Origin of the sequence: Streptomyces thermovulgaris, from assembly GCF_002155915.1 — a bacterium.
Lineage (GTDB): Bacteria > Actinomycetota > Actinomycetes > Streptomycetales > Streptomycetaceae > Streptomyces > Streptomyces thermovulgaris.
Map to the genome: position 1 here is coordinate 8,902 of NZ_MUME01000065.1, position 10,062 is coordinate 18,963.

The 10,062-nt window shown below is 69.7% G+C and carries 8 protein-coding genes; all 8 read left to right on the forward strand.

The genetic code is table 11. The annotated features are described in order from the left end of the window. The first annotated feature begins 619 nt into the window (after positions 1 to 619). The 8 genes from cas3 to cas2e are packed head-to-tail and all read left to right on the forward strand — an operon-like array spanning position 620 to position 9,893. A complete protein-coding gene (gene cas3, locus CCN35_RS06810; protein ID WP_236560609.1) occupies positions 620 to 3,436 on the forward strand; it encodes a CRISPR-associated helicase Cas3' in 2,817 nt (938 codons plus the stop codon). Then, complete coding sequence (gene casA, locus CCN35_RS06815) at positions 3,420 to 5,186, forward strand: type I-E CRISPR-associated protein Cse1/CasA (protein WP_245863038.1); 1,767 nt, start codon at positions 3,420 to 3,422, stop codon at positions 5,184 to 5,186. The genes cas3 and casA overlap by 17 nt, the downstream gene beginning before the upstream one ends. Further along, positions 5,183 to 5,854: a type I-E CRISPR-associated protein Cse2/CasB gene (gene casB / locus CCN35_RS06820; protein WP_067394102.1), complete on the forward strand. Its 672-nt coding sequence runs from the start codon at positions 5,183 to 5,185 to the stop codon at positions 5,852 to 5,854. Before casA ends, casB begins: the two co-directional genes overlap by 4 nt. Further along, on the forward strand, positions 5,851 to 7,044 hold the full coding sequence (cas7e, locus tag CCN35_RS06825; protein ID WP_086791845.1) for a type I-E CRISPR-associated protein Cas7/Cse4/CasC: 1,194 nt from the start codon (positions 5,851 to 5,853) through the stop codon (positions 7,042 to 7,044). Before casB ends, cas7e begins: the two co-directional genes overlap by 4 nt. Beyond that, positions 7,041 to 7,766: a type I-E CRISPR-associated protein Cas5/CasD gene (gene cas5e, locus CCN35_RS06830; RefSeq protein ID WP_086791846.1), complete on the forward strand. Its 726-nt coding sequence runs from the start codon at positions 7,041 to 7,043 to the stop codon at positions 7,764 to 7,766. Before cas7e ends, cas5e begins: the two co-directional genes overlap by 4 nt. Continuing rightward, positions 7,766 to 8,563: a type I-E CRISPR-associated protein Cas6/Cse3/CasE gene (cas6e, locus tag CCN35_RS06835; RefSeq protein WP_086791848.1), complete on the forward strand. Its 798-nt coding sequence runs from the start codon at positions 7,766 to 7,768 to the stop codon at positions 8,561 to 8,563. Before cas5e ends, cas6e begins: the two co-directional genes overlap by 1 nt. Then, positions 8,560 to 9,531 (forward strand): type I-E CRISPR-associated endonuclease Cas1e, encoded by a 972-nt coding sequence (gene cas1e / locus CCN35_RS06840; RefSeq protein ID WP_067394114.1) that lies wholly within the window; start codon positions 8,560 to 8,562, stop codon positions 9,529 to 9,531. Before cas6e ends, cas1e begins: the two co-directional genes overlap by 4 nt. Next, positions 9,528 to 9,893: a type I-E CRISPR-associated endoribonuclease Cas2e gene (gene cas2e, locus CCN35_RS06845; protein WP_067394117.1), complete on the forward strand. Its 366-nt coding sequence runs from the start codon at positions 9,528 to 9,530 to the stop codon at positions 9,891 to 9,893. The genes cas1e and cas2e overlap by 4 nt, the downstream gene beginning before the upstream one ends. Positions 9,894 to 10,062: the final 169 nt, after the last annotated feature.

A 10,062-nucleotide genomic window follows, 5' to 3' on the forward strand; every position in this document is an offset into this window, starting at 1 on the left:
CCGCGGGTGCGGGGAGCAGTATCGGTACTAGAGAGGGAAGCATGCCGGATCGGGACCATCCCCGCGGGTGCGGGGAGCAGATAGTCTACGCAAGGGACAATGCGAAGACGGAGGGACCATCCCCGCGGGTGCGGGGAGCAGGGAGCGCTGATCTCTCGTACTCTGGACACAACGGGACCATCCCCGCGGGTGCGGGGAGCAGATGTTCCATTACGCAATAACTCGCTCCCGCCGGGGACCATCCCCGCGGGTGCGGGGAGCAGGCTGGCTGAGCTGGGGTTTTACTCCTCCATGGTTGCGGTTTTGGAGAGTTTCGCTGAAAACGGCAAATAGGGCATTGGGGGCTTATGGTGTGAGTGGTCGTCAATTGCTCTGGAGCGAGCCGTAAATTCTACGCGACCAGCATGCTCTTTGGGTGCGATCTGCGGGAATGGTTTGCGGAAACCGCCCTTTTTCGAAGATCTGGTGTGAAAGAGCGCCCGCCCTGTGTATACCTGCTCGCATGACCAGTGGGGGAGGGGCTTGCAGCAGCCTGCTGCACAGGCTCGGCGGGCCGGCTCGGGCCGTATGGGCCAAACACGACCGTGGCACCGATGGGTGGCTGCCGCTGTGGCGACATATGGAGGACAGCGCTGCAGTGGCCGGCCTGCTGTGGGACCAGTGGCTTCCCACGGGGGTGCGGAAGCTGGTCGCTGAGGTGCTGCCGGGCGGTGAGGCGGATGCGCGTGCTCTCGCCGTGTGGCTCGCCGGGGTGCACGATATCGGCAAGGCCACGCCCGCGTTCGCCTGCCAGGTCGACCAGCTTGCCGATGCAATGCGCGATCACGGCTTGGATATGTGCTCGGCCGAGGCGATGGGGCCGGACCGTCGGCTCGCTCCGCACGGCCTGGCCGGACAAGTGCTGTTGGAGGAGTGGCTGGAGGAACGGCACGGCTGGCCACCCGGCCGAACCGGGCAGTTCACGGTCGTCGTCGGCGGTCATCACGGGGTGCCGCCCGAGAACGGGCAGATCAAAGCCCTGTACGAGCACGAGGAGTTGCTGCGCACCCCCGGCGCCGGCAGCCGGGTCTGGCGGCAGGCGCAGACCGAACTGCTCGACGCCTGCGCCCACCGTTATGGCGTGGAGGGACGGCTTGGAGCATGGCGGACGGTGAAGCTGCCGCAGCCCGTGCAGGTGCTGCTCACCGCCCTGGTCATCGTCTCCGACTGGATCGCAAGCAACCCCGATCTCTTTCCGTACTTTCCTGATGGGGCGTCCCGCAGCGACGAGGAGCGCCTTGCCGCCGCCTGGCAGGGGCTGGATCTGCCGAAGCCCTGGTGTGCCGACGAACCCACCGAGACAGCACAGGAGTTGTTCACCAGCCGCTTCAAACTTCCCGCAGGGGCGGCGATACGCCCCGTACAGGAAGCGGCCGTGGAACTCGCCCGGGAGATGGACACCCCGGGCCTGCTGATCGTCGAGGCCCCGATGGGTGAGGGCAAGACGGAGGCCGCACTCGCCGTGGCCGAGATCTTCGCCGCGCGCTCGGGCGCGGGCGGACTGTTCTTCGCCCTGCCCACGATGGCCACCAGCAACGCCATGTTCCCCCGCCTGCTCGACTGGCTGAAGCGGTTGCCCACCGCGGACGGCTCGCGCTACTCGGTGCACCTGGCCCACTCCAAGGCCGCCCTCAACGAACACTTCGTCGGCCTGATGGCCCGGAGCGGCCGAGTCGCCGCCGTCGACCTGGACGCGTCGTCGGAGCGGCAACGACGGCAACGGGACGGCCGGCAGCAGGCGGACGCCGAACTCGTGGCGCACACCTGGCTGCGTGGCCGCAAGAAGGCCATGCTGGCCTCGTTCGTGGCAGGCACCATCGACCAGTTGCTGTTCGCGGGACTGAAGAGCCGGCACCTGGCGCTTCGTCATCTCGCCGTCGCGGGCAAGGTCGTCGTCATCGACGAGGCGCACGCCTACGACACCTACATGAGCACCTACCTCGACCGGGTCCTGGCATGGCTGGGCGCCTACCGGGTTCCGGTGGTGGTGCTCTCGGCGACCCTGCCCGCCGCGCGCCGGCGCGAGCTCGTCGAGGCGTATGCGGGCCGGACCGCCGGGGACACCGCGGAGATCGCCGAGACCGATGCGTATCCGCTGCTCACCGCCGTCACCCCCGGAGGTGCCCCCGTGGTGCGTGCCCCGGAGGCGTCGGCCCGGGCCACGGACGTCCGGATCGAGCGGCTCGCCGACGACCTGGACGCCCTCGCCGACCGGCTCGAGAGCGAACTCGGCGGCGGTGGCTGCGCCCTGGTGGTGCGCAATACGGTCGCACGGGTGCTGGAGACCGCCCGTGCGCTGCGGAACAGGTTCGGCGACGACCGGATCACCGTTGCGCACTCGTGTTTCGTCGACGTCGACCGGGCGGCCAAGGACAAGGAACTCCTCGAGCGCTTTGGACCGCCGGAGAAGGCCAATCGCCCCGTGGGCCGGCACATCGTCGTGGCCAGCCAGGTGGCCGAGCAGTCCCTGGACGTGGACTTCGATCTGCTCGTCAGCGACCTGTGCCCGGTGGACCTGCTTCTGCAGCGCATGGGCCGGCTGCACCGCCACCGGCGCGGGGAGAACCAGAGCGCCCGGCCCGAGCGGCTGCGGACCGCGCGATGCCTGCTCACCGGCGTCGACTGGCCCGATCGGGCGGAGGAGGGCGTGCCCGAGCCGGTGCGGGGCTCGGTCGCCGTGTACGGGCTGTACCCGCTGCTGCGGTCGGCCGCGGTGCTGCTGCCCCATCTCGACGGCGGGCCGGAGCGGCCGGTACGGCTGCCGACGGACATCAGCACCCTCGTGCAGGGCGCGTACGGGCAGGAACCGGTGGTGCCGGAACAGTGGGCCGACGCGCTCAAGGAGGCACGGGAGCGGTTCGACGAGCACCGGGAGGGACAGGCCGAGCGTGCCTCCGTGTTCCGCCTCGGGGACGTCGGCAGGCCGGGGAGGCCGCTGTTCGGCTGGGTCACGGCAGGAGTGGGGGACGCCGACGACAGCCGTGCCGGGCGAGCCCAGGTCCGTGACGGCCGGGAGAGCCTGGAGGTCGTCGTCGTGCAGCGGCGCGCCGACGGAAGCCTCGTCACCCTGCCATGGCTGGAGGCGGACCACAAGGGCAGGACACGCGGTGCCATCGAACTGCCCCAGGACCAACCGCCCCCACCGTTCGCGGGCCGGACGGCGGCGAGTTGCGGACTGCGGCTTCCCCTGCAGTTCTCCTACGCCGAGACCTTGGACAGGGCCATCGAGGAACTGGAGCAGCTGTATCTGCCCGCCTGGCAGGGCAAGGACAGTCCATGGCTCTCCGACCAGCTGATTCTTGCGCTGGACGAGAACTGTCAGACCCGGCTGGCAGGCTATCTGCTCCGCTACAGCCGCTTCGACGGCCTTGAGGTGATCCGTGACCGATGTGACTGAACCGCCCGGGACGAGCACGTGCCAGACGCCGTCCTTCGACCTGACCCGCAGGCCGTGGATCGGGGTGCTCCGATGCGACGGCACACAGGACGAGTTATCGCTCGGTCAGGTGTTCTCCCAGGCAGGGGACCTGCGGCGGATCGTCGGGGATCTGGCCACCCAGGAATTCGCCCTCGTGCGCCTGCTGCTGGCCGTCGCGCACGACGCCCTCGACGGCCCCCGGGACATCGAGGACTGGGCGGACCTGTGGAGCGATCCCGACTGCTTCGCACCCGTCCAGGCGTATCTGGACGCTCACCGCGGGCGCTTCGACCTCCTCCACCCCGAGACCCCCTTCCTCCAGACTTCGGGGCTGCGCACGGCCAAGGACGAGGTCTTCTCCCTCAACCGGATCGTGGCCGACGTACCCAACGGAGAGCCGTTCTTCACCACGCGGATGCCGACCGTGGACCGGCTCACCTTCGCGGAGGCGGCCCGCTGGGTCGTCCACGCGCACGCCTACGACACCTCCGGCATCAAGACCGGAGCGGTCGGCGACGACCGTGTCAAGGGCGGCAAGGTCTACCCGCTCGGCACCGGATGGGCCGGTGAGCTCGGAGGCGTCTACGTGGAGGGGGACACACTGCGCGAGACCCTCCTGCTCAACCTGGTGGCCGCCGACACCGAGGAACTGGACATCACCGCGCACGACCGGCCGGCCTGGCGGCGCGAGCCATGCGGTCCGGGCGGTGCCGAACGCACCGCGACCGGACCGCGTGACCTCTACACCTGGCAGTCCCGCCGACTGCGCCTGCACTACGACGCGGACGGCGTCCACGGTGTCGTTCTCGGATACGGGGACCCGCTCACCTCCCACAACATGCACCGCCGGGAGCCGATGACCGCTTGGCGCCGCAGCACCGCCCAGGAGAAGAAGCTGCGGCGGTCACCGGTCTACCTGCCCCGCCGGCACGACCCGGCCCTTTCGGCCTGGCGCGGTGTTGCCGCCCTCATCGCCGACCGGGCGGAACAGGGACAAGGAGCGGAGGCGGCGTCCTGCCTGCGCCCGGGAGTCCTCGAATGGATCGCCCGGCTGGTCACCGAACGACGGCTGCCGCGCGGTTTCCTCGTCCGGGCCCGAGTGATCGGTGCTGTGTACGGGACACAGCAGTCCGTGATCGACGAGGTCGTCGACGACCATCTGACGATGCCGCTCGTCCTGCTCCACCGGCAGGACCGCACCTACGCCCGGCAGGCGATCGGTGCGGCGGAGGACGCCGAACGGGCGGTGCGAGTCCTCGGGGACCTCGCCGCCGACCTGGCACGGGCGGCCGGAAGCGAGCAGGAGGGACCTCGCACGGCGGCTCACGAAGCGGGATTCGACGCGCTGGAGACCCCCTATCGCGACTGGCTGTCCGCCCTGGCCGAGGCCACCGACCCGTTCGAACAGCGCAGCGCCTGGCAGCGCGAGGTGCGCCGCATGATCCTCCGGCTCGGCGACCGTCTTGTCGCGGCGGCGGGTGACGCCGCCTGGCAGGGCAGGACCGTCCCGGACGGGAAAGGCACCCAGTGGCTGAACGCGGGCCTCGCCGACAAATGGTTCCGTGCGCGCCTGGCCAGGGCGCTGGGAGACCCCGACCGCACCGATGGACGGCCCGGCGGTGAACGGAGTGACGCAGACCCGCCCTCACCCGGGACATCCGCAGCCGGACGGCCGGACCCCGATCACCGCGCGACCGACCCGACGACCGACCCGAAGGTGCACGCATGACCACTGCCACAGCCTTGCCCACAGTCCGCGCACGGGTCGCCGAATTGACCGTGGAACGGATCACCCCGTGGCAGGAGGGCTACCTCCGTGACAATCCCAAGGACGTCGCCGTACTCGCCCGTCTGCGCCGCGGCGCGGGCCGGGACGCCGCCGAGGTACCCGACCTGTGGAGCCTGGTCGACACGGGCCCGCTCCACATCCGCACCGGCGAACTCCGGCCGCTGAGCGAGCAGGAACTGACCCGGGCGGAGAACGCCGTGCACGCGGCCCTCACCCTTTGGGCCCTGCACCAGCAGTCACGCGGCCGGCGGATGCACCGTGCGCACACCCAGAAGCAACCGACGGGCCTGGGCGCGGCCGTCCGGCGTCTGATGCCGCCGAACGACATCGACGAGCCCGTCCGCAAACGCCTGGTACGGGCCGGCACCGCGGCCGACCTGACCACCCTGACCCAGCGGCTGCGCGACATCCTCGTCCTGCTGCGCCGCGCGGACATCCCCCTCGACTACGGCCTGCTCGCCGGACAGCTCTACACCTGGCAATGGCCCGGCGGCCCCAGCGCCGTCCGCCGGGAATGGGGCCGCTCCTTCCACGCCTGGCAGCAGCCCGAGCCCTCCGACGAGAACACCACGCACACGATCGCGGACACAGACAAGGACGCCTTGTGAACCGTATTTTCCTGGACGTGCACGCCCTGCAGACCGTCCCGCCCAGCAACCTCAACCGGGACGACACCGGCGCGCCGAAGACAGCCGTCTACGGGGGAGTGCCGCGCGCCCGCGTCTCCAGCCAGGCCTGGAAACGGGCCATGCGCACCTGCTTCAAGGACGAGCACCTGCTGGAACCCGCCGAACTCGGCGTACGGACCAAGAAGATCGTGGAACTGCTCGCCGGGCGGATCACGGAACTCGACTCATCTCTCGCAGCCGACGTGGCGCTGCGGCTCGCCGACGAGACGATCAAGGCCACCGGGCTGAAAACCGAGATCCCCAAGCGGAAGGCCGACCAGACCAAGGACGGTGCTCCCGCCCCCGCCCCCGAGGCCAAGTACCTGGTCTTCCTCAGCGCACGCCAGCTCGACGGGCTGGCCCGCCTCGCCCTCGAAGGCGCCGACGACATCACGGCCTTCCTGAAGGACAAGAAGAACAAGGAGCGGGCCAAGGAGATCGCGGACACCCGCCACTCCGTGGACATCGCACTCTTCGGCCGCATGGTCGCCGATGTCGCCGACATCAACGTCGACGCCGCAGTGCAGGTCGCCCACGCCATCAGCGTCCACCGGGTGGAGAACGAAACCGACTACTACACCGCCGTCGACGACGAGAACACCGACGAGGAGACCGGCGCCGGCATGATCGGCACCGTCGACTTCAACTCCGCCACCCTCTACCGCTACGCAACCCTCGGCGTGCACCAGCTCGCGGCCAACCTCGGCCAGGGGCTGCGCGAGGACGAACCGCGCACCGAGCCCGTGCGCCGAGCAGTCGAGGCGTTCGTCCACAGCTTCGTCACCTCCCTGCCCACCGGGAAGATCAACACGTTCGGCCACCACACCCATCCGGACGCCGTCGTCGTCAAGCTCCGCACCACTCGGCCGATCAGCTTCGTCGCCGCCTTCGAGGACCCGGTCCGCAGCGACGGAAACGGGCATCTGCGGGAGGCGTCCGACCGGCTCGCCGCGTACGTTCAGGACGTCGAACGGGCCTACGGCGACAAGGAGAACACCCTCACCTGGGTACTGCGTGTCGGCTCCGCCACGCAGAAGCTCGCGGACCTCGGCACCGAGGCCGACACCCTGAACGAACTCGTCACCGCCGTCGGCCGGACCGTGGCGGAGCGCCTGGAGAAGTCCGCATGAGCCGCACGAGCGTGCTCGTCCTCCGCCTGGCAGGCCCCCTGCAGTCCTGGGGGGCCTCCTCCCGTTTCACCCGCCGCACCACCGAGTCCGCTCCCACGAAGAGCGGGGTCATCGGTCTGCTTGCCGCCGCAGCAGGCATCGAACGCGACGACGACGCACGCCTCGCACCCCTGGCCGCACTGCGGTTCGGCGTCCGCATCGACCAACCCGGCACCCGCATAAGGGACTTCCACACCGCGCACCACGGCGTCACCGGCAAGTCCATGCCTCTGTCCGAACGGTTCTACCTCGCCGACGCGGTCTTCGTCGCCGCCGTCGAGGGCGAACACGCTCTGCTCGCCGACCTGTACGCCGCCTTGCGAGCCCCGGTGTACCCGCCCTTCCTCGGCCGCCGCTCCTGCCCGCCCGCCGGACCGGTCGACCTCGCACTGCGGGAGAACGCCCGGCTGGAAGAGGTACTGAAGGACGTGCCCTGGCAGGCATCCGACTGGTACCGCAGACGCCACCGTCCTCCGAAGACGCTGACCGTCCTCCGGGAGAAGGCGACCGACGAGCCCGGAGCCGCGGACGTCCTGCGCGACCAGCCGCTCAGCTTCGCCGCCGCGCACCGCCGCCACGCTCTGCGCACCGTCGTCACCACCACCGTGCCCGTGGTGTCCACCCCACTGGACGAGAACCGCGCGCACGAGCCGTTCGATGCCCTGGAGGACGAGAACGCCTGATGTTCCTCACCCGCTTCCGTGTCAACACCGCACGCTCCGGAGCCCGCCGCCTCCTCTCCTCACCGCAGGCCATGCACGCGGCCGTCATGTCCTCCTTCCCCTACCTGCTGCCCACCGACAGGCCGAGTCCGGATGCGCCACGGGTGCTGTGGCGTGTGGACCAGCGAGCCCGAGCAGAGGTGCTGCTCTACATCGTCAGCCCCGACCGGCCCGACCTGACCCACCTGGTCGAACAGGCCGGCTGGCCCGCCGCAGCGGCCGACGACCCACAGCACCGCGGCTGGCAGACCAAACCCTACGGGCCGTTCCTCGAACGCCTGAGCACAGGCGACCACTGGGCGTTCCGGCTGACAGCGAACCCCGTGCACACCGTCCGCCGCACAGAGGATGAACCCCGCAAGATCACTGCCCATCTCACACCGATCCACCAGATGGGTTGGTTGCTCGATCCCGAACGCCAGAAGCGCGGCGGCTTCCGCATCCTCGAAAAGCCCCACGACGCACGGCTGCTGCCCGACGGCACCACCCATCGGGGGCATCGCCACCACGGCGACCGGTACGAACTCTCCGTCGGTGCCACACGCACGCTCACCTTCAACAAATCCCGCGTCACCGACGGCAGCCGCCGAAGCAGACCGGTCACCCTTGTCACCGTCACCTTCGAGGGGCGGCTGGAGGTCACCGACCCCGAAGCGCTGCGTCGCACCCTCACCCAGGGAATCGGCCGGGCCAGAGCGTACGGCTGCGGCCTTCTCACCCTGGCTCCGATCCCACAGGCCACCCGGCAGGCGTCATGACCACGGTTTCCCGGCGCCCGGCCTTGACCCCGCGACAGCTCACCCGCACCGGTGAGCGCCTCTCCTTCCTCTACCTGGAACGCTGTACGGTGCACCGTGACGCCAACGCCGTGACGGCTCAGGACGCGGAAGGCACCACCCACATCCCGTCGGCAACCATCGGCACCCTCCTCCTCGGGCCCGGAACACGCATCACCCACCAGGCCATGAGCCTGCTGGGAGAGACGGGCGCAGCCGTCTGCTGGGTCGGGGAGCACGGCGTGCGCTACTACGCCTCCGGCCGTGCCCTCAGCCGCTCCTCCGCCCTCATGGAGGCCCAGGCCCAGCAGTGGGCCAACCCGCGCAGCCGCCTGGACGTGGCACGACGGATGTACCGGCTGCGTTTCCCGGACGAGGACCCCACCGGCCTCACCCGGCGCGAACTTTTGGGCCGGGAAGGAAAACGCGTCAAGGAGTGCTACCGCGCCCAGGCCGCCCGCACGGGCGTCCCCTGGCGAGGCCGCCGGTACGTCCCGGGCGACTTCACCGGCAGCGACGCCGTCAACCAGGCCATCACCGCTGCCGCCCAGTGCATGTACGGCATCTCGCATGCCGTCATCACCTCATTGGGATGCAGCCCGGCTCTCGGCTTCATCCACTCCGGCCACGAATTGTCGTTCGTCCTGGACATCGCCGACCTCTACAAGACGGAGATCGGCATACCGCTCGCGTTCGACGTGGCAGCCCAGGGCGAGGAGGACATCGGCCCCCGCACCCGCCGCGCCCTGCGGGACCGGATCAACGAAACGGGCCTGTTGGACCGGTGCGTGGACGACATCAAACGCCTTCTGCTGCCGGAAACGGCGGATTCCGCAGACCACAGCGGTGACCGGGACGTGGTCACCCTTCAAACCGACGGCGGTCACCTCGTGGCCTCCGGCATCAACCACGATGGACCCGATGACTACTACGAGGACGTGAGCTGGTGACGGTCATCGTCCTGACCAACTGCCCGGCCGGACTCCGGGGATTCCTCACGCGCTGGTTGCTGGAGATCTCGGCGGGCGTGTTCGTGGGCAACCCATCGGCCCGAATCCGCGACGTGCTCTGGGCGGAGGTCCAGCAGTACGCAGGCCAGGGCCGTGCCCTTCTGGCCCACACCACGAACAACGAACAGGGCTTCACCTTCCGCACCCACGACCATGCCTGGCACCCGATCGACCACGAGGGCATGACCCTGATCCACCGCCCCAACCCCAACGCACAGGCCCCTGCGGCAACTTCCCGCAACGAACCACCATCCGGCTGGAGCAGGGCCTCCAAACGCCGCCGCTTCGGCAGGAGGCGATAGTCACAGTGTCCCTTCCGCCTTGTTTGCCGGAATCAAAGAAAGTGGTTCAAAACTGCGTGTGCCCTTAGAAAACCCGCAGCTCACACAGCCTGCTCCCCGCACCCGCGGGGATGGTCCCGTTCCTGTCTCGCCGTGGTGAAGCGGCGCGAGCTGCTCCCCGCACCCGCGG

Excerpts from the sequence above, each read along its gene's own strand:
- cas1e (WP_067394114.1), top strand. The coding sequence starts at position 8,560 with ATGACCACGGTTTCCCGGCGCCCGGCCTTGACCCCGCGACAGCTCACC.
- cas5e (WP_086791846.1), top strand. The coding sequence starts at position 7,041 with ATGAGCCGCACGAGCGTGCTCGTCCTCCGCCTGGCAGGCCCCCTGCAG.
- casB (WP_067394102.1), top strand. The coding sequence starts at position 5,183 with ATGACCACTGCCACAGCCTTGCCCACAGTCCGCGCACGGGTCGCCGAA.
- cas3 (WP_236560609.1), top strand. The coding sequence starts at position 620 with ATGGAGGACAGCGCTGCAGTGGCCGGCCTGCTGTGGGACCAGTGGCTT.
- cas6e (WP_086791848.1), top strand. The coding sequence starts at position 7,766 with ATGTTCCTCACCCGCTTCCGTGTCAACACCGCACGCTCCGGAGCCCGC.